The sequence below is a fragment of the Zophobihabitans entericus genome, from assembly GCF_011745665.1.
GTDB classification, from domain to species: domain Bacteria; phylum Pseudomonadota; class Gammaproteobacteria; order Enterobacterales; family Orbaceae; genus Zophobihabitans; species Zophobihabitans entericus.
The window spans coordinates 1,654,970-1,680,495 of sequence record NZ_CP050253.1; the positions used below are offsets into that span (position 1 = coordinate 1,654,970).

General features: G+C 41.0%; 18 protein-coding genes and 2 pseudogenes. 12 read left to right on the forward strand and 8 right to left on the reverse strand.

The window, feature by feature from the left end; genetic code table 11:
- Positions 1-24: 24 nt before the first annotated feature.
- Positions 25-2,472: pseudogene (mscM, locus tag IPMB12_RS07555) on the forward strand (miniconductance mechanosensitive channel MscM); the annotation flags it as partial.
- A 4-nt stretch (positions 2,473-2,476) separates the two neighbouring features.
- Here mscM and IPMB12_RS07560 read toward each other — a convergent pair.
- Positions 2,477-3,010, reverse strand: coding sequence for a DedA family protein (locus IPMB12_RS07560; protein ID WP_166916482.1), 534 nt, complete (start codon positions 3,008-3,010; stop codon positions 2,477-2,479).
- Positions 3,011-3,103: 93 nt separating this feature from the next.
- Between IPMB12_RS07560 and fdhD the strand changes: the two genes are divergently transcribed.
- The gene (gene fdhD / locus IPMB12_RS07565) at positions 3,104-3,904 is read left to right on the forward strand and encodes a formate dehydrogenase accessory sulfurtransferase FdhD (protein ID WP_208293457.1); all 801 of its coding nucleotides are present in this window, start codon (positions 3,104-3,106) and stop codon (positions 3,902-3,904) included.
- A 272-nt stretch (positions 3,905-4,176) separates the two neighbouring features.
- The gene (gene msrB / locus IPMB12_RS07570) at positions 4,177-4,617 is read left to right on the forward strand and encodes a peptide-methionine (R)-S-oxide reductase MsrB (protein ID WP_166916486.1); all 441 of its coding nucleotides are present in this window, start codon (positions 4,177-4,179) and stop codon (positions 4,615-4,617) included.
- Positions 4,618-5,225: 608 nt separating this feature from the next.
- Here msrB and IPMB12_RS07575 read toward each other — a convergent pair.
- From IPMB12_RS07575 to ygfZ, 4 genes are all read right to left on the reverse strand, one after another.
- Positions 5,226-6,350, reverse strand: coding sequence for an ABC transporter permease (locus IPMB12_RS07575; RefSeq protein ID WP_166916488.1), 1,125 nt, complete (start codon positions 6,348-6,350; stop codon positions 5,226-5,228).
- Positions 6,351-6,352: 2 nt separating this feature from the next.
- Positions 6,353-9,094 carry a ribosome-associated ATPase/putative transporter RbbA gene (gene rbbA / locus IPMB12_RS07580; protein ID WP_166916490.1) on the reverse strand — a complete coding sequence of 914 codons (2,742 nt, stop codon included), beginning with the start codon at positions 9,092-9,094 and terminating at the stop codon, positions 6,353-6,355.
- Positions 9,091-10,164 carry an HlyD family secretion protein gene (locus IPMB12_RS07585; RefSeq protein WP_166916492.1) on the reverse strand — a complete coding sequence of 358 codons (1,074 nt, stop codon included), beginning with the start codon at positions 10,162-10,164 and terminating at the stop codon, positions 9,091-9,093. The genes rbbA and IPMB12_RS07585 overlap by 4 nt, the downstream gene beginning before the upstream one ends.
- Positions 10,165-10,431: 267 nt before the next feature.
- Entirely contained in the window at positions 10,432-11,370 is a 939-nt protein-coding gene (gene ygfZ / locus IPMB12_RS07590) for a tRNA-modifying protein YgfZ (protein ID WP_166916494.1), read from the reverse strand.
- A gap of 192 nt (positions 11,371-11,562) precedes the next feature.
- Between ygfZ and IPMB12_RS07595 the strand changes: the two genes are divergently transcribed.
- The 3 genes from IPMB12_RS07595 to IPMB12_RS07605 all read left to right on the forward strand — a co-directional run bounded on the left by IPMB12_RS07595 (position 11,563) and on the right by IPMB12_RS07605 (position 14,231).
- Entirely contained in the window at positions 11,563-11,823 is a 261-nt protein-coding gene (locus IPMB12_RS07595) for an FAD assembly factor SdhE (RefSeq protein WP_166916496.1), read from the forward strand.
- Positions 11,805-12,209: a protein YgfX gene (locus IPMB12_RS07600; protein ID WP_166916498.1), complete on the forward strand. Its 405-nt coding sequence runs from the start codon at positions 11,805-11,807 to the stop codon at positions 12,207-12,209. Before IPMB12_RS07595 ends, IPMB12_RS07600 begins: the two co-directional genes overlap by 19 nt.
- A gap of 63 nt (positions 12,210-12,272) precedes the next feature.
- Positions 12,273-14,231 (forward strand): peptidase U32 family protein, encoded by a 1,959-nt coding sequence (locus tag IPMB12_RS07605; protein ID WP_323811307.1) that lies wholly within the window; start codon positions 12,273-12,275, stop codon positions 14,229-14,231.
- An 84-nt stretch (positions 14,232-14,315) separates the two neighbouring features.
- On the opposite strand, the gene queG is transcribed toward IPMB12_RS07605, so the two are convergent.
- Complete coding sequence (gene queG, locus IPMB12_RS07610) at positions 14,316-15,425, reverse strand: tRNA epoxyqueuosine(34) reductase QueG (RefSeq protein ID WP_208293458.1); 1,110 nt, start codon at positions 15,423-15,425, stop codon at positions 14,316-14,318.
- Positions 15,426-15,646: 221 nt separating this feature from the next.
- On the opposite strand from queG, the gene IPMB12_RS07615 reads away from it, so the two are divergent.
- Positions 15,647-17,014, forward strand: coding sequence for an L-serine ammonia-lyase (locus IPMB12_RS07615; protein ID WP_166916500.1), 1,368 nt, complete (start codon positions 15,647-15,649; stop codon positions 17,012-17,014).
- Positions 17,015-17,082: 68 nt separating this feature from the next.
- On the opposite strand, the gene rsmI is transcribed toward IPMB12_RS07615, so the two are convergent.
- Entirely contained in the window at positions 17,083-17,925 is an 843-nt protein-coding gene (gene rsmI / locus IPMB12_RS07620; protein WP_166916502.1) for a 16S rRNA (cytidine(1402)-2'-O)-methyltransferase, read from the reverse strand.
- A gap of 549 nt (positions 17,926-18,474) precedes the next feature.
- Between rsmI and IPMB12_RS07625 the strand changes: the two are divergent.
- From IPMB12_RS07625 to mdtI, 4 genes and pseudogenes are all read left to right on the forward strand, one after another.
- Positions 18,475-19,233, forward strand: a pseudogene (locus IPMB12_RS07625) (peptidoglycan DD-metalloendopeptidase family protein); the annotation flags it as partial.
- A gap of 160 nt (positions 19,234-19,393) precedes the next feature.
- The gene (gene gpmA / locus IPMB12_RS07630) at positions 19,394-20,146 is read left to right on the forward strand and encodes a 2,3-diphosphoglycerate-dependent phosphoglycerate mutase (protein WP_166916504.1); all 753 of its coding nucleotides are present in this window, start codon (positions 19,394-19,396) and stop codon (positions 20,144-20,146) included.
- Between the two features lie 518 nt (positions 20,147-20,664).
- Positions 20,665-21,054, forward strand: a complete 390-nt coding sequence (mdtJ, locus tag IPMB12_RS07635; protein WP_166916506.1) for a multidrug/spermidine efflux SMR transporter subunit MdtJ — start codon at positions 20,665-20,667, stop codon at positions 21,052-21,054.
- Entirely contained in the window at positions 21,041-21,370 is a 330-nt protein-coding gene (gene mdtI / locus IPMB12_RS07640; RefSeq protein ID WP_166916508.1) for a multidrug/spermidine efflux SMR transporter subunit MdtI, read from the forward strand. The genes mdtJ and mdtI overlap by 14 nt, the downstream gene beginning before the upstream one ends.
- Positions 21,371-21,524: 154 nt before the next feature.
- Here mdtI and mutS read toward each other — a convergent pair whose 3' ends face one another.
- Entirely contained in the window at positions 21,525-24,089 is a 2,565-nt protein-coding gene (gene mutS, locus IPMB12_RS07645; protein WP_208293459.1) for a DNA mismatch repair protein MutS, read from the reverse strand.
- 509 nt (positions 24,090-24,598) lie between these two features.
- Between mutS and IPMB12_RS07650 the strand changes: the two genes are divergently transcribed.
- Positions 24,599-25,450, forward strand: a complete 852-nt coding sequence (locus IPMB12_RS07650) for a MurR/RpiR family transcriptional regulator (protein WP_166916510.1) — start codon at positions 24,599-24,601, stop codon at positions 25,448-25,450.
- Positions 25,451-25,526: the final 76 nt, after the last annotated feature.

Here is a 25,526-nt window from a genome sequence, read left to right on the forward strand (position 1 = left end):
GCACTACAGGAAGAGCAGCTAAGCTATATTATTAATGAACAAAATAATATTTCGACTCAGATAAATCATGTCCAAAACACCCTAAATACGCTTGATGAGCAAGGTGAATGGCTAAGTTTTTCAACCGCTCTGGGTGAAACATTACGTCAACAACTCCTACGTTTACCAGAAAAGCCAAAATCTCAGCCACTTGATGAAGATATCGCTGAGATTCGGGTTAAACAGCTTAATTACAATGATCAGTTAGTCACTCTGGATGAAAATGTTGAAATCATTGAGCCGATGGCTAACAGTAAGCAGTTGGCGTCATACCGTCGTCTGGTGCGTGAGCAAAGGGATTTACTAAAAGCATTACAACTTAATAGTGATGCACAGATTCTGGAGCTGACTAAATTAAAAATTGCTAACAAGCAGTTGATTGATGCGATTGATAATGTGTTTGAAGCGGCGCACCGATATTTCTTCTGGGTTGCTGACGTCAATCCGGTATCAACCAGTTATCCGGTAAGTCTGGCACGTGATATTGGTTATGTCTTTTTCTCTGCTGATACTTTCTCTCAATTACTTGGTGCCACAGGGGAAATCTTAACTTCTGTCGGTACCTTTATTTTGCTTCTGCTGGCAATTGTTTTTGTGGTTATTCATTTCCGCTTTCAAGCCAGATATTTACAGTTTTTAGAACAAAATAGCACCCGGGTTGGCAAGGTGACACAGGATCACTATATGCTAACGATTCGTGTTGTCTGTTATTCGCTACTGATGGCTTTACCAATCCCAGTACTTTGGGGTGTGCTTGGTTATTGTTTAAAAAGTGCCTGGGATTATCCGGTAGCCGTGGCGTTGGGGCATGGTGTGAATGCGGCAGCACCAGTACTTTGGGTCTTTATGATCAGCGCTTATTTTGCTGAGCCAAAAGGCTTGTTTATTACTCATTTTGGCTGGCCAAGTGAACGTGTTCAGTCAGCGATGAAGTATTACCGTTTATCTGTCTGGGTCGTGATTCCGCTGGTGATGCTGGTGATTGCATTTGGTAATTATCATAATGGTCAGTTTGCCGCGACGCTTGGTCGATTCTGTTTTATTCTGCTCTGTTTTGCTCTTATTTTTATGACAACAGCACTGCATAAAGCGGGTGTGCCGTTATATATAGATAAAAAGGGTAATGGTAACAATCTGTTCAGCCGAATTTTGTGGATCATTTTGTTATCTGCTCCGTGGCTGGCAATTCTGGCTGCCTGTTTAGGTTACCTGTCAACGTCACAAGTATTACTCGGGCGTCTTGAAGCATCTGTCGTTATCTGGTTTGGTCTGCTTGTCATTTACTTTATGATTCGTCGCTGGATGTTAATTCAAAAACGTAAGATTGAATTTGAACGGGCTAAGCAGCGACGTCTGGAACGACTTGCTCAGCGTAATAAGAGCTTTGTTGAAGACGACAGTAGTAACAATGATAGTGTTGATGAGCCGGTGGTCGATTTAGATGTGATCAGTTCCCAGTCTTTACAACTGGTACGCTCGATTTTGGTTATGATAGCGTTAATTTGTATGATCGTACTCTGGTCAGAGCTGCACTCTGCTTTTGCCTTTATGGAAAATATTACTCTGTGGCATTCAAAAGCTGCGACCGCTGGTGGTACCGAACTGGATCAAAATATCACGCTGGCTTCTGTCTTTATCGCTATTTTAGTGATGACAATAACGGTACAGTTAGTTAAAAATCTGCCAGCATTACTTGAACTGGGAATTTTGCAGCATCTGGATTTAACGCCAGGTACCGGTTATGCCATCTCAACGCTGACTAAATATATTATTCTGATGATCGGCTGTATTATTGCCTTCTCGTTCATTGGTATCGACTGGTCCAAGATTCAGTGGCTTATTGCCGCTCTTGGTGTTGGCCTTGGTTTTGGTTTACAAGAGATCTTTGCTAACTTTGTGTCAGGTCTGATCATTCTGTTTGAAAAACCAATTCGTATTGGTGATACAGTTACGATTCGTGATTTGACTGGTAATATCACTAAAATAAATACCCGTGCGACCACGATTGTTGACTGGGACAGAAAAGAGATTGTGATGCCAAATAAGGCATTTGTGACAGAGCAGCTGATTAACTGGTCATTATCAGACTCTATTACCCGTATTGTTTTAACAGTTCCGGCGACGATTGATGCAGATAGTAATTTAATTATTGAGATCTTAAAAGAGGCGGCTATTGATTGCAGCTATGTGCTTAATGATCCTGAACCACAAGTCTTCTTAGTGGATATTCAGGAAGGGATTCAGTTATTTGAACTGCGTGTATTTGCTGCAGAAATGGGGCATCGTATGCCGCTGAGAAGTGAGATCCATCAGCTGATTTTAAGTGAATACCGTAAACGTGATCTGGAATTACCATTCCCGCCACTGCAAACTAATCTTGAAGCGATTGGTCGTAAGAGTGGACGCCGAACCTACAATGTTGGGACACTATAGGCAATCAGCCAAATAGTGTCTCAAGCCACGAAATACCAAAAGCACCCGGAGCAAGTAGCACAAAGGCCCAGAGTGGTGCAGAGGTAACATTGGCGATACTGAATTTAAATGAAGACATTCTCATGGTACCTGCAATGAGCGGTACAATTGCCCGTAAAGGCCCAAAGAATCGTCCGACAAAGACACCGCTAAATCCCCAGCGATAGAAGAACTGCTCACCTTTAACAATCAAACGCTGATTTTTTGATAAAGGCCATAACTTGATAATCTTGTCATGGTAATGCTTTCCTAACCAGTAAGAAATCCAGTCGCCTAAAATAGCACCAACAGTTGCAGCCAGCCAAATAGGGAAGAACGGTAGCAGATCTGCTCCAATTAGTGCTCCTGCACCTAGCAAAATAGCCGTCGCCGGAATAATCAATGAAACTAATGCTAAAGACTCACCAAATGCCAGCAGGAACATAATTGGAATAGCCCAGTTTTGATTAGCCTGAATAAACTGCATAATGCTTGCAGTTGCGTCATAAATAAATTCCATTGCTAATTTAATTCTTCTCTTTAATGTGCGAAGTCATCATTTTACAGGTAAAATAGCTTTTTAATAACTAAATTAGTGCTAATGGTAGATATTATGGTCACAGGTGCAAAGTCAGTTTTAATCAATCGTTATCAGGACAAGATATTGCAGGAAGCGGAGCAAGATACTATTGCGCTGGAAGTGCCTGTGGCATTGATTTATAACGGTATATCTCATGTGGTGATGATGACAACACCAAAAGATCTGGAGCATTTTGCGCTGGGTTTTTCATTAGCAGAAAATATTATTCAGTCTCCGGCTGAAATCTATGGTATTGAAGTGATGCCTGTTGAGCAGGGGATTGAAGTCCATGTTGAGCTATCCTCCCGTCGTTTTAGTGAATTAAAAGAAAAGCGCCGTTCTTTAGCGGGCAGAACCGGGTGTGGTATTTGTGGTACTGAGCAACTGGAACAAGTCTGTCAGACTGTTCCTATTCTCCCAAACAGTCAACAATTTGATTTATCATGTCTGGATAGTATTTTGCCTTATTTAAAAGAAGTGCAGGAAGTAGGGGAGAGAACCGGTGGTACTCATGCAGCGGTGTGGGTGAGCTTAGATGGTAAGTTACTCGGTGGTTTTGAAGATGTTGGTCGTCATGTCGCGCTGGATAAATTACTTGGCTACCGTGCAAAGCAGAAAGATCAACAGGGTGTGATTTTAGTTTCCAGCCGTGCCAGTTATGAAATGGTACAAAAAGCAGCAAATTGTGGCGTTGAAATACTATTTGCTGTTTCAACTGTCACCTCTATGGCAGTTGATATGGCAAATCAATATGGTTTAACGCTGGTTGGTTTTTGTAGGCCAGGGCGCGCTGTTGTTTATACCAATGGGCAGCGTTTAGTGACCTCAAAATAGTCAGAGTTATTACTGACAAGATAAAAATATAACACTTTGATTTTATTACACATTATTATATTTAAATGCTTATTAATCAATAAGTTAATATAAAAAGTGGCATATTTATGTCACTTTAATAACATCTGTTCTTTTATCTCCGCAATTTCATCAATAGTAATTTTGCCGTCATAACCACCAAAATATCAGCTGTAGATTTATAAAAATCGTGATATAACAGATCTATATTTATTTTTACTTGATAACTCAAGACATAAACAGAGGGAATTGTTATGGATATTAAAGATAAACAAGCTAAATTAAAAACGCTTACACCAATGCAGTATCGTGTGACTCAGGAAAATGGTACTGAACCACCATTTCGTAATGAGTTTAATGAGCATAAAGAAGAAGGTTTATATGTCGATATTGTGTCTGGTGAGCCTCTCTTTACCTCAATGGATAAGTTTGATTCAGGTTGTGGCTGGCCAAGCTTCTCTAAACCTATTGAAGCCGATAATGTGGAAGAAAGAACAGATAATAGTCACGGTATGCGCCGCGTTGAAGTTAGATCGTCTGAAGCAGATTCTCACTTAGGGCACGTCTTTACCGACGGACCTAAAGCACTGGGTGGTTTACGTTACTGTATTAACTCGGCAGCGCTACGCTTTGTACCAAAAGATCAGCTTGAACAACAAGGTTATGGTGAGTATTTAGCACTGTTCAAAAAATAGAGCGGTGGTGTTGGTTGCGCGACGAAGTCGCGCTTCTGAGATCATAAACTGTGAATTTGATTTAGCTGTGTGACTTGGCAAATTGAGACTTAAAACCAGTGGAAGAGTCAGCATGGTGTGAGCTTACCGGCTCTATTCCGATGCGCAGGACATGCAAGCATGTAACGCTTACTCCATAGAGCCGCTAAGCTCAGTCAGCATTTCTAAAAACTATACACCAGTAGGGCGTATTTCCTATTAAAAATTTGCTAGTTGCACGACATAGTCGCGCTTTTTGAAATAAGAAATCAATATCATAATAAGAAACCAGAGAATAATTTAAAGAAACTAAAAAAATAAAGAAATATGAAAATTGAGTGTAGTTGTTGCATTTGATGGAGAGCGTACCTCATAGGTCTTAGCGAGTCCTCGAGCGGGTGCCTATGGGATGCGATAAGCCGTCAAACCCACGGAGCAGGCAACATCACCAAAAACATTGCGCAAAGCAGCGCAGTCCGCCCCCAGATCCAATGCTAATAACAAACAACAGCAACAGAGAAACACGCTAGCGGGGCGTGCTCCCCGCCCAAAACCATGCTGATAACATCACTAAAATTGAAATTAAAACCTTACGCCATTTGACTAATTGTGTTACGAAAACGCATCAATGAAATCGCAAATAACACACTACCAATTAAGAACAGTGCTAAAAACGATGTCCAGACGATACTCAGGTCAGCGCCCCGGAATAGAATCGCCTGCCCAAGTTCCACAAAGTGAGTCGTTGGGGCAAAAGACATCACATCCTGTACCAGTTGAGGCATACTCTCTCTTGGCGTCATACCACCAGATAACATTTGCAAAGGTAATAACACCAACATTAGCAGCATACCAAACTGTGGCATACTTCTGGCAATTGTGGCTAAAAAGATTCCCATTGAAGTAGTGGCAAAAAGATGCAGAGAAACACCAACAAAAAACAGTAGTTTTGAGCCTTCAATCGGTACTTCTAACAGTCCCTGCACGACAAAGATCAGTGACAGAATTGTCGCTACTAATACCACGAGTCCCATCGACCACACTTTTGCCAGCATAATTTCGGTTGGTGTTACCGGCATAACCAATAGATGCTCAATCGTGCCATGTTCACGTTCACGAATCAGTGCAGCTCCGGTCAAAATAATTGACAGCATCGTTACCTGATTGATGATATTTGATAACGCACCAAACCACGATTGGGTCAGGTTTGGATTGAATCTCATACGTAGTGCTAAATCAACCGGAAGCGCTGCCACTGTCCGGTAGCGCTGAATAAATTCCGTTGTCTCACTATTGATCATTTGCTGAATATAGCCATTACCAGTAAAGGCTTGTGACATTCTGGTGGCATCAACGTTAACTTGTAAATCTGGTGAGCGACCGGCCAGTACATCACTTTGGAAGTTTGGCGGAATATTTAACACAAAAGTATAGTTACCAGAATCCATTCCCGGATCAACTTCACTCAGTGATATTCGACTTGGAACAGTAAAATGTGGTGGATAGAATGCACCAATAATGCGTGAAGAGAGCTGAGAATCATCTTCATCAACAACAGCAATACTGGCTTTATATAAAGAATCCGGAACTGCCGTTGCTGCGGTATAAATCGATACAGTAAAAGTAAACACAATCAATACCAGCATGATGGGATCACGCGCTAAGCTCCATAACTCTTTGACACCTAAACGATAAATATTTGCGAGTTGTTGCATAATTAAGTGTCCTGTTTTTTAAGTAATAGGATTGTGACACCTAAGATCACAGGGACTGCAATCACAAGCATGGTGATCGCCTGATGCAAATCAGAAAAGTCCAGTGCTTTACAAAACACACCACGGCTGATGGTCAAAATATGGGTGGTTGGATAAATTTCACCAATAATTTTACCTGATCCTTCCAGCGATGAAACCGGATTGAGCATTCCGGAAAATTGAATCGCAGGGATTAATGTTCCAATCAGAGTAAAGAACATCGCGGCAATCTGGCTGCGAGTAAAAGTAGAAGCAAACAGTCCCATTCCGGTTGAAATAATGCAGTAAATCAACATAGAGAGGGTTAAGGTGATAAAACTACCTTTAAGTGGAACATCAAACAGCGTGACAGATAGCAACACCATCAGGAAGTAGTTAATCATTGCCAGCGTGATATAAGGTATTTGCTTGCCGATTAGAAATTCTGTACGAGTCACTGGCGTGACATATAAATTGATAATTGAGCCTAGCTCTTTCTCTCTCACAACAGCCAGCGCTGTTAGCATCGCCGGGAACATTAACAGGAGAATTGGAATCACCGCTGGCACAATAGCTGGTAAACTTTTCACATCCGGGTTATAGCGGAAGCGGGTTTCGATATCTACCAGTGAGGTAATTGGTGTACCAAGACTATATTTTGCCTGATCAGCCAGCCATCCCTGATGCATACTTTGTACGTAACCTCTGACTGTTTCTGCCCGCTGTGGCATGGCACCATCAACCCAGGCACCAACCTGTACGTCAACACCACGCTGGATATCTCTGGCAAAGTTTGGTGGAATTTCAATCGCTAAAGAGAGCTCGCCATTACGCATACGTTTATCTAAATCAGCGTAGTCAATAATCGGGTCTTTCTCAATAAAGTAACGGGAGCCGGAAAGATTTAATGTATAGTTTTGACTAAGCGTAGTCTGATCACGATCAAGTACTGCAAAACTTAAGTCCTCTACGTCCATACTGATACCAAATCCCATCACAAACATCAGCATAATTGAACCAAGTAAAGCCAGTGTTGCCCGAATAGGATCGCGGCGCAGTTCCAGTGTTTCTCGCCACATATAGCTGACCATACGGCGGAAACTAAAATAACGATGCTGGTTTGGATGCTGCTCTGTTGTATCTGATACAAGCTTTGCCTGCTGATTTTCTGCTGGTTCTGAGTCAGTTCCCGCGCCGGCATCAATCAGATATTTAATGAAGGCCTGTTCAAGCGTACCCACACCATATTGCTTAACCAGTTTCTCCGGAGAATCACTGGCCAGAACTTTACCTGCGTGCATCAGAGAGATTCGATCGCAGCGCTCGGCTTCATTCATAAAATGGGTAGAGATAAAAATAGTCACCCGATCATTACGGGAAAGCCCAATCAGCAAACGCCAGAAGTTATCCCGCGCGATAGGATCAACACCGGATGTGGGTTCATCAAGAATCAGCAGTTCTGGTTTATGAATCATCGCTACAGCTAAGGATAAACGCTGGCGAATACCCAGTGGCAGACTATCTGGCAGAGAGTTAATTACATGTTTTAGGTCAAAGCGTTCAACCATTTCAATCACACGAGCAGGAATATCTTTTTCCGGCACATGAAACAAGCGGGCATGCAGAACTAAGTTCTGCTCAACAGTTAGCTCGCTATAGAGTGAAAAAGCCTGTGACATATAGCCAACGCGACGCCGGGTATTAATGTCTTTAGGATCGACTTCATGGCCAAATAACCAGGCTTGTCCTTCAGTTGCCGGTAAAAGTCCGGTTAGCATCTTCATAGTGGTGGATTTACCGCAACCGTTGGAACCTAAAAAGCCAAATATCTCACCCTGACGGATGGTAAAGTTGACGTGATCAACGGCGACAAATTGCCCAAATCGCATGGTCAGGTCCTTGGCTTCAATGGCAACCTGAGTTGATTCATCAATATTTAACGGCGTGATTTCTACCGGTTTATAGCCCTGACGTTTTTCTTCCGGTAGCAGATAGATAAAGGCGGTTTCAAGTGAAGTTGTATGCGTTTTTTCCAGTAGCTGGGCAGGAGTTCCGGTATCTAAAATCTTACCGTCATCCATCGCGATTAACCAGTCAAAACGCTGTGCTTCATCCATATAGGCAGTAGCGACAATCACGCTCATTTGTGGGCGTTCCTGCCTGATGCGGTCAATCAGATCCCAAAATTGTGAACGAGCAAGCGGGTCAACGCCGGTGGTTGGTTCATCCAGAATAAGTAGGTCTGGGTCATGGATTAAAGAACAGCATAAGCCCAGTTTTTGCTTCATCCCGCCTGATAATTTACCGGCAGGTCTGTCAAGGAAAGGGTAAAGTCCGGTACTTTGAGTCAATTCATCAATACGGCGTCGGCGCTCTGCTGCATTATGACCAAATAATAGGGCAAAGAACTGCAAGTTCTCTTCAACTGAAAGAGTGGGATAGAGGTTTTTGCCCAGCCCCTGTGGCATATACGCGATACGTGAACAGATAGCATCGCGATGCTTTTTACTGCTCATATCACCCTCTAAGGCGATAATTGTTCCTTGTTGGATCTCTCTGGCACCAGAGATGAGCGAAAGCAGGCTGGATTTACCCACGCCATCAGGTCCAATCAGGCCGACCATACCACCAGCCGGAATATCTAATGTGATATTATCCAGCGCTAATGTTTTTCCATAGTGTTGGCTCACATTGGTGAGCTTTACTGCTGGAGTGAGCGATTTCATAACGATACATTAACAGCTAAGTTAGCCGGCCACTCGGCATCAGGATCAAGTTTGACCCAGGCAACGCCCGGGAGTCCTGTTTTAACCAGTTCCAAATGTTTTTGTAGTAACTCTTTATCAATCTGCGCTTTGACTCTAAACATTAGTTTTTGTCTTTCACTGGCAGTTTCTACCGTCTTAGGCGTGAACTGAGCGGTACTGGCAACAAAGGTAATTTTAGCAGGAATAACATATTGCGGCGCAGCATCTAAAATAATATGTGCTTCACCACCAATAGAGACTTTACCAACGGCGACTTCCGGTAAGAAAAAGGTCATATAGACGTCAGATAAATCCACCATATTTAATACTTTACCACCAGCACCAAGTACTTCACCCGGTTGGGACACTCGGTATTGAATGCGCCCGTCACGCGGTGCAATCAGTTGGCTGTCTTCGATATCCGCCTGAACACGATCAATGGTTGCCTGAGCCGCTTTTACAGTTGAAGCTGCACCAACAGCCTGAGCTTTGGCGGCATCAACAGCGGCTTCTGCTGCTGCAACTTGTGCTTTAGCAGCCAGTACTGCAGCCTCAGCGCTTTTTACGCTGGCGCGATCATCATCAAGTTGCTGATAAGATAGGGCCTGAGTTTTCGCTAAGGTTTCGGAACGGGCTAAACGTTTTTGCGCGGCATCAAGTTCGCTTTCTCTTTGCACCACAACTGCCTGAGCGGCTAAGACGTCACTTTCTTTTAATTTAATTTGTGCTTTAGCACTCTCTTCAGCATTGACTGCCTGATAATACTGCGCAGTGGCCTCTGCATGCTGGGCTTCCAGAACCTGAATTTGCATATGCGCAAGTGGTTGCCCGGTAGTAACAAAATCACCTTCATTCACCAAAATATCATCGATACGACCTGCTAGTTTGGTTGAGATATCGATCTCTGTGGCTTCTAAACGCCCATTGCCACTGATAAATCCATCACCGGGCCCCTGATCACGCGTGCTGTACCAAAAATAACCGCCAATAGCGACGACAACTAACATGAGAATGATGATTAACGTTTTATTCTGGCTGGAAAACTTCATAAAAGCTCCCTTTGGTAGAGTTAAAGTCAGTTAAGAGAAAAAACTAACTGCTTAGTAAGATTTTGCATAATTTCATGCTATCAAATTGTAATCTATTTATTTTTGTCATTTAATGCGACAAAATCTAAAAAAAGTGTAAATAATCCTACTATTTGAAATAGCGCACACTTTTAAATGCGGAGTTCGGCCAAAGGGAATGTTTTAAACAAATGAAAAAACAAAAGGGAGCTTTCGCTCCCTGTCTAAAAAGTACTATCAATGGGTTATTTATTTAGTTACGTGCAGCAGACTGTCCGGATTATTTTTCACTCTAAACACCGTAGCCTCTTCGACATCGTTATTTAAAACGGCTTGTACAATAATCTGCTTGTCTGTTAGCGCCAGTGAGGCCAAAACTGTACCGCTATCACGCCAGTTTTCACCCAGTTGCATTTCCAGACTTTCACCAACGACAGGCAGTGAAGTCGATGAACCAGTTAACTTGAAAAGAGCGCGTTTATTGATACCACGGTACTGGGCTCTTGCGATCATCTCCTGACCTAAATAGCAGCCTTTATCAAAGTGAATAGCATCAACTAGTTGTAAACTAAGAGCCTGAGGTAAAAACTCATTAGTATTAGGCAAATCAACGATTGGATAATCGGCTTCTATATCCAGCAGGAGCCACTGATTTGAATCAGCTGTAGCAGCACCTTGGGCAGCTAAATCTTGTTTGATTTGAGCTAATTTGCCTGAATCAGCAATGATGATAAATCGCTCGGTTGGTTTTGGTAAACAGATCAGTGTTATACCCTCTTTTTCAACCACAGTTTGCTCTGCTGTTGGGAGCTGTGGAAAGTAAGCGGATAGTTTTTCACGACTCTCTTTACCAGCAAAACCCAGCAAACCGCACTGATTTTCTTGTTCGATGGTGACCTTAGAAAATACGGCATATTTTTTAAGTTCAGTGAGCTGTTTTTCAGCAACATTTTTACGTTCAATATAGAAAAAATCACTACCATTTTGAAACAGCAGCCAGTTACTCCAGACTTTACCTTTAGCATCACAATGTACAGCAAAAGAGAAGTTTTCTGGCGTTAATTTACTGGTATTAATAGTGATCTGACCCTGCAGATATTTTGCAGCGTCTGCGCCTGAGACTTTAATCAGTTGCCAGTCATTAAGTGTAACAACACTAAATGGAAGATCTTTTGATAAATGAAGCATAATAATAAACCCGACAGAATTGATAAGGTATTATATATAGGCTTGAGCAAAAATTACCAGCCCGGATTAAGGAATTTTATATTGAAAGGACCTAATATATTTTGTGCACTTGCTCTAAAAACGGTATTTTTATTATAAGTAATCAGGTTATTTAGATTTAAAATGTTTTCAGCCTAATAATAGAGATTGCTCATGAATCAAAATATATTTTCTCAAGTTTTATGGTCTTGCCGTCGGGGTATGCGAGAGTTAGATCTGATGTTGATTCCTTTTGCGGAAAATTGTTTTAATCATTTATCGCCAGAACAACAACAAGCGTTTCAGTTACTATTAAAACAGGATGATTTAGTCCTGTTTGATAGTTTTTTTAATAATCAGCCACTGCAAGTGAAAGTACAACAAGAGCTGGTTGAGTTAATCAAATCTTATCAACAATGTGGCAAGCTGAATTAACTCGCTCAGTTTGTCTGTACTTGCTCTGTATTGTCTTTTATAGCTCGTTATTTGGATTCAGTATCTATTTAAGCTGGCATATTCATTTGGGTTTAACGTTTCTTTTGGGATGTTTATTCATCTTTGAGTTTTATCGTGGCTATAAAAAGATTATTCAGCATGTTGGGGCGATTGCAATCGACCTGACGGTACAACAAATATACTGGCAAAAACAGCGTTGGGTTATTCGACGTAAACCGTTGTTGTTGCGCTATTTTGCTGTTGTTTCAATTCAATCATTACGCACCAAAAAGCGTTGTACACTGCTGATTAGTTATGATCAGCTAACTTCTGAACACTGGCGTTCTTGTTGTTATTATTTAGAGCGACTCTCACAAGCATTTTAGTTGTGATTGAGATCAGCTATAATAACTCATTATGTTGTTTCGAAGTTAACTTAAGTGAGTTCCATGAGTCAGACAAACCCATCTTCTGCTATTTTGGGGGCAGAGCATCATATGGCTAATAATCGATTAGAATTACTCAGCCCGGCCAGAGATGTTGAAATTGCCAGAGCGGCTATCTTACACGGTGCTGATGCTGTGTATATCGGCGGACCAAGTTTTGGAGCCAGGCACAATGCAGGTAATAGCCTGAAAGATATTGCTGACCTGACAACATTTGCTCACCAGTACTACGCAAAAGTTTTTGTGACACTAAATACTATTTTGCATGACGATGAACTGGAGCCAGCCCGCCAGCTGATCTGGCAACTTTATGAGGCGGGTGTTGACGTACTGATTGTGCAGGATATGGGTATTCTGGAGATGGACATTCCTCCGATAGAACTACATGCCAGTACGCAAACAGATATTCGAACCGTTGAAAAAGCTAAGTTTCTGTCTGATGTAGGTTTTTCGCAAATTGTGTTAGCCAGAGAACTGAGTCTGACACAAATCAAACAAATTCACGACAATATCGATGCCCGAATTGAGTTTTTTATTCACGGGGCACTGTGTGTTGCTTTCTCTGGTCAATGCTATATTTCTCATGCTCAAACCGGGCGTAGTGCTAATCGTGGTGACTGTTCACAAGCTTGTCGTTTACCATATACACTGAAAGACGATCAGGGGCGTGTTGTTGCCTATGAAAAGCATCTGTTATCAATGAAGGATAATAATCAGGCGAATAATTTGCTGCCATTGATTGATGCTGGTGTACGCTCATTTAAAATTGAAGGACGTTATAAAGACCTCTCTTATGTAAAAAATATTACCTCTTACTATCGTCAGAAATTAGATCAGATTCTGGAACAAAGACCAGATTTACAGCCGGCCGCTAGTGGTAAAACAGAACATTACTTTACGCCTAATCCGGAGAAAACCTTCCATCGGGGTAGTACCGATTATTTTGTCAATGAGAGACGTATTGATATCGGCGCTTTTGACTCACCAAAATTTATTGGTTTACCCGTTGGTGAAGTTTTAAAAGTCGCCAAAGATTATCTGGAAGTTGAAGTGACCGAACCGTTAACTAACGGTGATGGGCTAAATGTGCTGGTTAAGCGGAAAATTGTTGGATTTAGAGCCAATAAAGTCGAAAAAGTCGCTAACTTACGCTATCGTGTTTATCCAAATGAGATGTTACCTGAGTTTAAACAACTGCGTTTAAATCATCCATTAAATCGTAACTTAGATCATATCTGGCAGCAGAATTTATTAAAAACGTCCAGTGATCGTCGTATTGCGGTTGAGTTTATCTTAACCGGTCAGGCAAATGAACTGCAATTAACTGCGATTAGTGAAGAAGGTGCCACTGTTACCTGTTCTTTAGAAGGACAGTTTGAAGTTGCTAATCAGGCAGAAAAAGCCTTGGCGAATTTACAGGAAAGTTTGGCTAAACTGGGCCAGACAATGTATTACGCCAGTTCTGTCGCTGTGAATTTACCGCAAATCTATTTCGTTCCCAGCGCTCAGTTAAATCAACTCAGACGTGAAACGATTGAAGCACTGACTGTTGCCCGTTTGGCTGAGTACCCAAGAGAGTTACGTAAAGCGGTCAGTGATCCAGCGCCAAAATATCCGGAAGAGCATCTGACCTTTTTGGCTAATGTCTATAATCATAAAGCCAGAGAGTTTTATCAACGCTATGGCGTGAAGCTGATCGATGCCGCTTATGAAGCGCATGAAGTGAAAGATGATGCTCCGGTGATGATTACCAAACACTGTCTGCGTTTTGCGTTTCATCTTTGTCCTAAACAGGCTAAAGGTGTGCAAGGTGTCAGAACTAAGGTTACTCCGATGCAGCTGGTTCATAATGATGAAGTGCTGACGTTAAAATTTGATTGTAAATCTTGTGAGATGCAGGTTTGGGGTAAAATCAAACCACATATTTTAAAAGGTATCTTACCGGGGAAAAGGATTTTATAAAAAATAACCTTTTGATTAATAATCACATTTTATTTTCTATTTATTAAGCCATTTATAAATATGGTATCAAACTATTTTAAGTCCCTAATAGCGAGACGTGATCTGACGAATTAAGCGGGCTTTTTGTGTATTAACCGGAATGATCTCAAGCTGAGATTTAGCTTGCTGTGCCAGTGACCAGTTAATATGAATATCCAGTAGCTCACTGATTTGTTTGTGTGACTCCAGTGCCTGAACAATCTCTTGTGAATAGGGCGCATTACCCAGCGCAATTGTAATATTTCTCAGCCAGTTTTGGTAACCAATACGGCGGATAGGTGTCCCTTCAGTAAAAGACATAAATTGCTGCTCGTTCCATTGATAGAGTTCAAGTAATTTAGAACTACTGAGCTGATGACGAGGTGTGAAATCTGCTTCCTGTGTATAGGTTGGTTCACGGTTCCAGGGACAAATCAGCTGACAATCATCACAACCATAAATGCGATTGCCTATGGCTGCCCGAAATTCCTCCGGAATAACACCTGAATATTCAATAGTTAAATAAGAGATACAGCGGCGCGCATCAACCAGATAAGGAGCTACAATGGCCTGAGTTGGACAAATTTGCAGACAAGCCTGACATTTTCCGCATTTTTCGTTTACTGCTTCGTCAACTGGTAAAGGAATATTGACCAGCAGTTCACCCAAAAAGAACCACGAGCCGGTTTCATTCATAATCAGTGAATGCTTACCACGCCAGCCAAGTCCGGCTTTTTCTGCCAGTGTTCGTTCAAGAATTGGGGCTGAATCGACAAAAGGACGGTAATTGAGGCCATGACAGTACTCTTTAATCTTTTCGCCCAGTTGTTTTAAGCGAGCACGCATCACTTTGTGATAATCCCGACCAAGAGCATAACGGCTAATATAGCCTTTATCAGGATCGGACAAAGTATTGGCTGAGTCCGACTGCTGTGGGAAGTAGTTCATACGAACAGAAATAACGCGGAGTGTTCCGGGGTGTAGCTCTGCTGGTCTGGCACGCATCATACCATGAGATGCCATCCAGTCCATTTCACCGTGATACTGCTTATCAAGCCAGGACTGAAGTTTAGGTTCTTCTGCTGACAAATCGACGTCACAAATACCCACCTGTTGAAAACCCAGTTCGAGTCCCCATTGTTTAATTAGTTGAGTGAGTTTTGTATAGTCGATCACGATGTATTTAAAGTCAGAAAGTATTTTTTGTATTGTACTGGTTTTTTTATCGTTTGCGTATCTTTGAATTACTCTGTGGTTGCTGAACAGATGAAAATGATTTTTGCTTAAAATAAACTCAACGTTAACATGATTTTGAGTTAGAATATCTGGCAATTTTGGTTAAGCGTCAGCCGGGCTTCAGATTATTCAATACGGTTGTAAAGTAATGAGGTAGATCAATGAGTTATACTGTTTTTGATATTTTTAAAGTGGGAATTGGCCCGTCCAGTTCACACACTGTTGGCCCGATGAAAGCAGCTAAGTGTTTCATTGATGATCTCATTGAGCAGAATAAAATGGCTTCGATCACGCATTTAGTTGCTGATGTTTATGGATCTTTGTCACTCACCGGACGCGGGCATCATACCGATATTGCTATCGTTATGGGACTGGCAGGTAATGCGCCGGCAACAGTAGATATTGCTTCTATTCCTGATTTTATGAAGCAAGTCGGACAAACTTCAAGACTCCCAGTTTATTCAGGTAAGTATGAAGTCGATTTCTCTTTAACGACGGATCTGGTGATGCACCGTGAGTTTTTGCCTCTGCATGAAAATGGTTTGACATTGTCAGCCTATCATCAGGATGAGCTGGTCTACCGTAAAACCTATTATTCAATTGGTGGTGGGGCCATTGTTGATGAAGAGCATTTTGGTCAACAAGATGCCTCTGAGGTTAAGTTACCTTATCCGTTTACATCAGCTAAAGAATTGCTGCAATATTGTGATGATGAATCAGTCTCACTATCAAGTATTGTACTTAAAAATGAGCTAGCTATGCATAGTCTGGACGAAGTGAGAAATTATTTTACACATGTCTGGAAGGTGATGGAAGAGTGTATCAATCGTGGTATCAACTCTGAAGGCTTACTACCGGGACCACTTAAAGTATCGCGACGGGCGTATTCGCTCTATCGTCAGCTAATGTCACAAACTAAAATCTCTAATGATCCGATGGTTGTTCTTGATTGGGTAAACGTCTATGCGTTTGCGGTGTGTGAGGAAAATGCAGCAGGTGGTCGTGTTGTGACTGCGCCCACTAATGGTGCCTGCGGTATTATTCCGGCGGTTCTGGCTTATTATAATCAGTTTGTACAACCAGTTACGCCTGATATCTGTATGCGTTATTTCTTAACTTCTGGTGCAATTGGTCTGTTATATCAACGTAACGCGTCAATTTCTGGTGCGGAAGTCGGCTGTCAGGGCGAGGTCGGTGTTGCTTGTTCCATGGCGGCTGCCGGCTTAACAGAACTACTTGGTGGTAATGCGGAACAAGTTTGTATGGCGGCAGAAATTGGTATGGAGCATAACTTAGGTTTAACCTGTGACCCGATTGGCGGACAAGTTCAGGTACCATGTATTGAGCGTAATGCGATTGCATCCGTTAAAGCGATTAACTCTTCTCGTATGGCGCTACGTCGTACGACAATGGGTAAAGTTTCTTTAGATAAAGTAATTGAAACGATGTATGAGACAGGTAAAGATATGAACTCAAAATATCGTGAAACGTCGCAAGGTGGACTGGCAATTACGGTGCGCTGTGAATAGTCAGCAGTTATAAAAATAAAAAAGGGATTAAATGATTAATCCCTTTTTTATTGCAATACATTTTGAAATTATTCTTCAAGTCCCAACTTATATAAAGCATTCTTCTTTAAACCATAAATCTCAGCAGTAATTGCAGCCGCCTTTTTCAGTGGTAACTCTTTTTGCAGAAGTTGGAGTGTTTTAAGTACCTGAGGATCCAGTTCTGCTTCTGCTGATTTTTGATAACCTTCGATAATCAGGACAAATTCGCCTTTAGTTCGATTGAGATCATCATTTAGCCAGGTGATTAATTCACTAACTGGTAAGCTGATAATGGTTTCCCATGTTTTAGTTAACTCTTTGGCCAGAACGACGTGGCGATCCTCACCCATGACAGTTTGAATATCTTGTAAGCTATCCAGTAATCTGTGAGTTGATTCATAAAAAATCATGGTACGGGTTTCTGTTAGCAGATTACTCAGAGAATCACAGCGCGCTTTACTTTTTGCTGGTAAAAAGCCTTCATAACAAAAACGGTCAGAAGGAAGTCCGGCAACAGACAATGCTGCAATAGCTGCACAAGCACCGGGAACAGGTACCACGGTAATATTTTCTGCCCGGCACTGATGAACTAAATGATAACCAGGATCGTTAATCAGTGGAGTGCCGGCATCAGAGACTAAAGCAACAGACTGACCGCTCTTTAGTTTTTCAATCAGAACCTGAGCCTTTTGCTGCTCGTTATGATCGTGCAGGGCAAATAATTTGGCATTGATTGAGTAGTGTTGTAGCAGTAGCCCTGTATGTCTGGTATCTTCTGCAGCAATTAGATCGACGTTTTTTAGTACTTCAATTGCGCGTAAAGTCATATCACCTAAATTACCAATAGGAGTAGCGACGATATAGAGTGTAGCTGGTTGAGTAGCAGACATTTATTTTCTTTCTGATTAAGGAGTTAATGGGTGTTATTCTAAATCACTTAGCAGATTAAACCAATTTTTCTGTCGCAATTGATTTTCATGTCATCAAATTTAGCAATATATTTTTTGTGATTGATTGTTTTTGTCATTTAAATCAGTAAGAATAACCACAATCGTAGATGAGAAAAGCACACAATATCAATAGTCAAGCAAACTAATATTGTATAGAATAAGTTCAGTTTGTGTCGAAAATAATGTGTTACATGTATGGACTGTAACTCATAATAAGGGAGACCTATAGTGTTAAATAAAGTTATTAAAATTGCTGCACTCAGTTCTGTAGCGTTAATTCTTGCAGCGTGTACGCAAAATAATCCGGCTGTCGTTAAGGATATCTCCGATGCTGGTACATCACCGTCAAGCCGTACGACGATTGATAACAGCGCTCCAACTTATGAACAGCGTCCTTCTTCAATTGTCAGTGGTACAACGACGCAGCCAACATCTTCAGTCGTAACGACAAACCCTAACAATAATACGGTTACAACGACAACAACAACTCAAGAACGTATTGTTTACACGCGTAATTATGAAGATATTCCTAAGGGCGGTTATCAGGGTAATTCTTATACCGTTCAACGTGGTGATACATTATTCTACGTAGCATGGATTACGGGTAATGACTACCGTGCTTTAGCACTGAAAAATAACATCAAAGCACCTTATGAATTAAGTGTGGGTCAGGTGCTTGACGTTAGTGGTAATACATCAGTTGTGGTAACAGAAAAAACAGTCACAACTAACCCGGCAACATCAACCAAACCAGCTACCAGTACAAGTACAGGAACTAAACCTGCAACGAGTACCACTACAACGACAACAGCGGTGACATCGCCATCATCGTCAACTACGACAACTACTACCACGACTACGCCGACAACGACAACAAATGTTGCCAATATTACATGGCAGTGGCCGGCAAAAGGGAAAGTGATTGAAACCTTCTCTAACGCAACTAAAGGGATTGATATCTCTGGCTCACTTGGTGATAAAGTTGTGGCAGCAGCGGCTGGTCGTGTTGTGTATGCTGGTAACGCATTACCAGGTTATGGTAATTTGATCATTGTGAAACATAATGATGATTACTTAACGGCTTATGCACATAACCAAAGTATTTTAGTGAAAGAGCAACAGGACGTAGCAGCAGGGCAGCAAATTGCAACAATGGGTAATACAGGGACGTCATCAGTTCGCCTGCATTTTGAAATTCGATATAAAGCGAAATCTGTCGATCCTTTAAAATACTTACCTAAACAGTAATATCTGTTATTGATTTACTAATAGCGCTACAACTGTAGCGCTATCACATAATACTAATAATTGTTAGCAATTTGAGAATGTCTTGTTTTTATAGTGAGTTATATGTAGTTACATGATAAGCATGTAGCGGTATATAGTGTTTTATACTAAGGAGCATTCTATGGCAGTAAAAAAATTGGTACTTGTCCGTCACGGAGAAAGTACCTGGAATCAGGAAAATCGTTTTACCGGCTGGACAGATGTTGAGTTGTCCGATAAGGGTCGTCAGGAAGCGCTCGAAGCAGGGAAGTTGCTGAAAAAAGAGGGCTTTATCTTTGATTTTGCCTACACTTCTGTTCTTACCCGCGCAATTCACACGTTATGGACTATTCTGGATGAGTTAAAACAGCCATGGTTGCCTGTAGAAAAATCATGGAAGTTAAACGAACGTCATTATGGTGCACTACAAGGTCTTAATAAGGCTGAAACAGCAGCAAAATATGGTGATGATCAGGTTAAACTCTGGCGTCGTGGTTTTGCGGTAACGCCTCCGGCACTGGATAAATCTGATGAGCGTTATCCGGGTCATGATCTGCGTTATAAAAATCTGACCGAGAAAGAACTCCCTGTGACAGAAAGTCTGGCACTGACCATTGAACGTGTAATGCCATACTGGAATGATGTGATTGCCCCGCGTGTAGCTAAAGGTGAGAGAGTGATTATTGCAGCTCACGGTAATTCACTCCGTGCACTGGTTAAATATCTGGATAATATTAGCGATGATGACATCATTGAGCTAAATATTCCAACAGGTGCGCCACTGGTTTATGAGTTTGATGATAATATGAAAGTGCTTCGTCACTATTATCTGGGTGATGCCGACGCTATAGCAGCCAAGGCGGCAGCAGTTGCTAATCAGGGTAAAAGTAAGTAAGCATTAATTGAAAATATTCAATAAAATCAATGTGTTATAATTAAACCTAACTATTTGATTTTATTGAATAATTTATTTTCACAACTCTATTTTTTCTTCTCATAAATAATTAATTGTTATTAATTAAAAAGTTATTTATTAAAATCTGCTTGCCTTTTTATTTTCACTATGGAAGAATAAAGCCACTGAAGACTTATATTCTGTTTGTTTTTTGAACTTTAAATTGAAATCTTTAGTAAACAAATAAAAGGTTAAATGTTTAAAATGTGTATTTCAAAATCGTTGAATTATCAACTGTCAATTTTCTCAAGTTTTACCAGTGAATATCACTGGCGTGCATTGCTGTAGCGTACTTCACCCTTATCGCTGACGTTTATCAAGCGTAGTTCTGATTTTGGCATAGTTAGTCGTTTTCTATTTATTCTGACAATAATCTATCCATTGATACGCTGATTACGTCCAGTAACCATCATTCTTTCTTAAATTTATAAATATGGTGCAAACCATTGGGGTGAAATATGATTTATTGGATATTTTTATTATTTGCTATTGTGGCAGAAATTATCGGTACTGTTTCGATGAAATATGCCAGTGTACACGGTGCAATGACTGGTCATGTGGTGATGTTTGTGATGATCGCCTGTTCTTATTTACTACTGGCAATCGCCGTTAAAAAGATTGCTTTAGGTGTTGCTTATGCGCTTTGGGAAGGAATTGGTACAGTTGCCATTACCTTCTTTAGTGTGGCCTGGTTTGGCGAAGTAATGACACCACTTAAAGCGACTGGTTTAGCGGTGTTATTACTAGGTATTGCTCTGGTTAAATCTGGCTGTAAAGAAGAGCGCGCCAGGCCAGCCAAAAGCAGATCAAATGTAATTAAACTGGAGGTTAATCATGCAACAGCTTGAGTTCTATCATATTGCCTTCTTAGCCCTGGCGGTTGTACTGGAAATCATCGCCAATATTTTTCTGAAATATTCTAACGGCTTTAGTCATAAAGGTTTCGGTTTTTTGTCACTGGCCTCAGTTTTAGCTGCCTTTGCCTGTCTGGCTCAGGCCGTAAAAGGGATTGATCTTTCAGTAGCTTATGCACTTTGGGGTGGCTTTGGTGTTATCGCAACGGTTGCGGCCGGGTGGATCTTATTTGGTCAGAAACTCAATAATCGTGGCTGGATTGGTCTGGCTTGTCTGTTGATTGGTATGACAATGATTAAGCTGGCTTAATCAAAGTAAATCAGCTTAGGATTAAGAGCAAAATAGCATCAATCACTATGATATAAAGCAGCAATAATGAGTATGTTTCTGGTATTAAGTAATAAAAAAGCGCTAATTATTAGCGCTTTTTTTATGTCCTGATTTTACTGACTCAAGAGAGTTTTTACTTGAGTAAACCTTTTAATCGGTAGAGCTGTTCCAGCGCCTCTTTTGGCGTTAACGAGTCGGGGTCAATACGTTGTAATTCTTCTTCCACAATTGATGGCTCTGCTTCTGCCAGTAATGAGAGTTGTGAACGATCAACATGACTCCCTGATGCCTGCTGAGAAAGAGATTCAAGCTCTTTCAGTTTTTGACGAGCACGTTTTAATACTGATTGTGGAACACCGGCCAGACCTGCTACAGCAACACCATAACTTTTACTCGCAGCACCTTCCTGAACGGTATGCATAAAGGCGATAGTGTGACCATGTTCAACCGCATCTAAATGTACATTGACTGCACCCAGAATTTTTTCTGGTAACTGAGTCAGCTCAAAATAGTGAGTGGCAAACAGCGTCATGGCTTTAATGTGATTAAGCAGATACTCTGCACATGACCAGGCTAAAGACAGACCATCATACGTTGAGGTTCCGCGTCCAATTTCATCCATCAGCACTAAACTTTTATCGGTCGCGTTATGCAGGATATTGGCGGTTTCTGTCATTTCAACCATAAAAGTAGAACGGCCAGACGCTAAATCATCCGAAGCCCCAATACGGGTAAAGATGCGATCAACCGGGCCAATTTGGGCATGAGAAGCTGGCACAAAACTTCCAATATAAGCAAGTAGTACAATCAGTGCAGTCTGGCGCATATAAGTACTTTTACCACCCATATTAGGGCCGGTAATAATCATCATACGGCGCTGTGGTGACAGCATCAAAGGATTAGCAATAAACGGCTCTGAAAGCACTTGTTCAACGACCGGATGACGGCCTTCTTCTATATCAATGCCCATTTTATCGGTCAGCAGCGGACAACTATAGTTTAAAGTATAAGCACGCTCTGATAAGTTGCTAAGAACGTCAAGCTCTGCCAGTGCAGCGGCACTTTTTTGCATTTCAGCTAAAGAAGGCAGAAGCAGATCAAAAAGCTCATCATACAGGGCTTTTTCTAGCGCCAGTGCTTTACCTTTCGAACTTAATACTTTGTCTTCATGTTCTTTTAGTTCAGGGATGATATAACGCTCAGCATTCTTCAGCGTCTGGCGGCGAGTATAGTGGATAGGTGCTAAATGGCTTTGACCTCGACTAATCTGAATATAGTAGCCATGAACAGCATTAAATCCGACTTTAAGCGTGTCGATACCGTGTGCTTCTCGTTCGCGCTTTTCTAGCTGTTCTAAATAGTTACTTGCACCTTCTGCTAAAAGGCGCCACTCATCAAGCTCTGCGTTATAGCCAGTAGCAAGCACACCACCATCACGAATGAGAACAGGTGGCACTTCAATAATTGCACGAGTGAGTAACTCACAAATATCATCGAATTGATTAATATCGGCTTTTAAGTTTTTAAGATGCTGACAGTTAACTTGTGCTAAGTTGCCATGTAACTCTGGCAGTATTTTAAAGGCATCACGAATACGGGCAAAGTCACGCGGACGAGCCGTGCGTAGCGCTAAGCGCGCTAAAATTCGTTCAATATCACCGATTTGTTGTAACATCGGTTGCAGATCACAAATCATAGTTTGTAATTCATTGATCGCTTCCTGACGATATTGCAGCGTTTTTAGATTACGAATCGGTGCATGCAGCCAGCGTTTTAACATACGGCTACCCATAGCGGTTTTGGTTTTATCTAAGATTGCTGCTAAGGTATTTTCTGTACCGCCGGAAAGATTTTCGGTAATTTCCAGATTGCGGCGGGTTGCAGCATCAAGAATTACGCTCTCTTCCAGTGATTCTTTAGTGAGACTACGAATATGTGGCAGGGCAGTGCGCTGGGTATCTTTGACATATTGCAGTAAACAACCAGCAGCACGCAGACCTTTACTGGCGTTTTCAACGCCAAAACCAACCAAATCGCGGGTACCAAACTGCATATTCAGCTGTTGCTTAGCAGTATCCAGTTCAAATTCCCAGACAGGGCGCCGACGTAGACCACGGCGATGTTCAATCAGGTACATCTCCTCAAAGTCTTCCGGATAGAGTAACTCAACCGGATTTGTGCGTTGCAGTTCTGCTGCCATTGATTCAGCATCTTTGCATTCAAACAGATGGAAACGACCAGAGCTGATATCCAGCGTTGAATAGCCAAAACCGGTTTTATCTCTTGAGATAGCGGCTAGTAAGTTATCGCGTTTTTCTTCCAGCAGTGATTCATCACTGATGGTACCGGGAGTAACAATGCGCACCACTTTACGCTCAACCGGACCTTTACTGGTTGCCGGGTCACCAATTTGTTCACAAATCGCGACAGACTCGCCTTGTTGGATGAGTTTTGCCAGATAGTTTTCAACTGCGTGGTAGGGAATACCAGCCATGGGAATAGGATCACCAGCTGAGGCACCGCGCTTAGTTAACGAAATGTCCAACAGTTGCGAAGCTCTTTTAGCATCATCATAAAACATCTCATAAAAGTCACCCATGCGATAAAACAGCAAAATATCCGGATGCTGCGCTTTAAGTTTTAAGTACTGTTGCATCATTGGTGTGTGAGCGGTGTAGTCAGTCTCGATGTTTTGCATAATGATTTGATTTATATCGCTATTTTAAGATATCAGATTATCGGTTATTATCGCATAAATTGGGTGAAGCCGCAAAAATTAGTGATAATTATATAAAAAGATATTAGTGGAATGGGGAGAATAAAAGGAATAAACCTCCCTTCATATCCAAAAATTAAGACTGTTATTTAATATGAGTAAAGCGCATGAATTGATAGCAAAAAAATCACTGGAAGAATATTTTAAATATATAGATTTGTATCAGTGACAGCAAAAAATATCTAATTTTCGTAATAAAAATTTTAGGAAAATGAGCCTGCAAGAAATTTTTCCAGAAATTATTCAAAAGACTAAGTCTAATTGTTAATAAAAAATTATATTTATAATTGTGTTTTAATTATATTGAAAGTGCAATATTGTCTTTAACCTTTCCGTGAATCCCTTCTCACTTTCACAAAAATAACCTTGTTGATTCGTGATAAAGCTATAATATAATGTGACTTAATTTTATACGAGTGGATAACATGTCGATGAGTCTTTTAAAATTGAAGGAAATGCAACAGGATCTTTCTAAGAAAGAACTGCTTGTTGCCTCTTATATTTTAAATAATGCGGAGACGATCAAAACTATTAGTATCCATTCCCTCGCTGAAGCAACCAAAGTCAGTACTGCAACAATCCTTAGACTTTGTGACAAGCTTGGTTATAGTGGCTTTAGTGATTTTAAAATTGCCCTTATTGCCTCACCAAATACCACGCAATCTAAACTCTATCTGCAAGACGATATTAAAGTTAGTGACAGTATGGAGGAGATTAATGCTAAAGTTTTTCAGATGGAAAAACTGGCGATCGATGCGACTTATTCGATGATTGATACTGCAACATTAAATCAAGCCGTTGATATGCTGATTAAATGTAACAAAGTGGTGATTTATGGTGCGGCCAGTAGTTCACTGATTGGTAAAGAACTTGAATATCAGTTGATTAAACTGAAGAAAAATGTGTCCTGTAATTTTGATTATTATGTTCAACATAATATTTTAGGTACGCTTGATAAAGATGATGTCTTGATTATTTTTTCTAACTCAGGTGAAACGTCGCTTTGTATCAAATTACTGGAATACAGTAAAAAATTAAATGTGCCATCGATTGCTATTACTCGTCTTGGACACAGTAAAGTCTCTTCTCTGGCTTCTATTGTGTTACATACTTCGTCAGAAGAAACATCCCGCTTAATTCCTATTCGTTCGAAAGTATCACAACTTTCTATCATTAATATTTTAGTTGCGAATATCTTTGTTCGACAGTACGAAGAAAACTTTGAACGTTTGTCTGCTTTAGTTTCTAGTCCTAACTATTTGAAAACACAAAATAATTTTTAAATCCCTGTTCTAAACGCTACTTTTCATCTTTTTTTGAGTATTTTCTCAATATTTCCGACTATGTCTCATTTTTGAC